Raw genomic sequence first — 246 nt, 5'->3', positions numbered from 1 at the left:
AATTGTTTTAGGACCACCCATTTTGAAATGACGTTTCACTAAGTTATCTTTCACACGTTGTTCAGTGGAATACTTCATGGCTTGTTTATATGGATTTGCTTTTCTTATCGGACATACTAAGTTAAACTTCTTCATAAGTCTAACAATCTTCTTACGATTCATGATAATACCTTGTTGTAAGAGGGTCATATGAATGCTTCTTGAACCTTTAGAATACCCTCGTTTATTAAACGCTGCTAAAACTAA

1 protein-coding gene is annotated in these 246 nt (G+C 33.3%); it reads right to left on the bottom strand.

Translation table 11 applies throughout. The annotated features are described in order from the left end of the window. Window positions 1–246 (bottom strand): IS3 family transposase (locus tag TP70_RS13035; protein ID WP_044361427.1); only part of this gene is annotated, 246 nt, incomplete at both ends.

Origin of the sequence: Staphylococcus microti (genome assembly GCF_000934465.1) — a bacterium.
GTDB lineage: Bacteria > Bacillota > Bacilli > Staphylococcales > Staphylococcaceae > Staphylococcus > Staphylococcus microti.
This window is presented reverse-complemented; position numbering and strand designations above follow the sequence as displayed.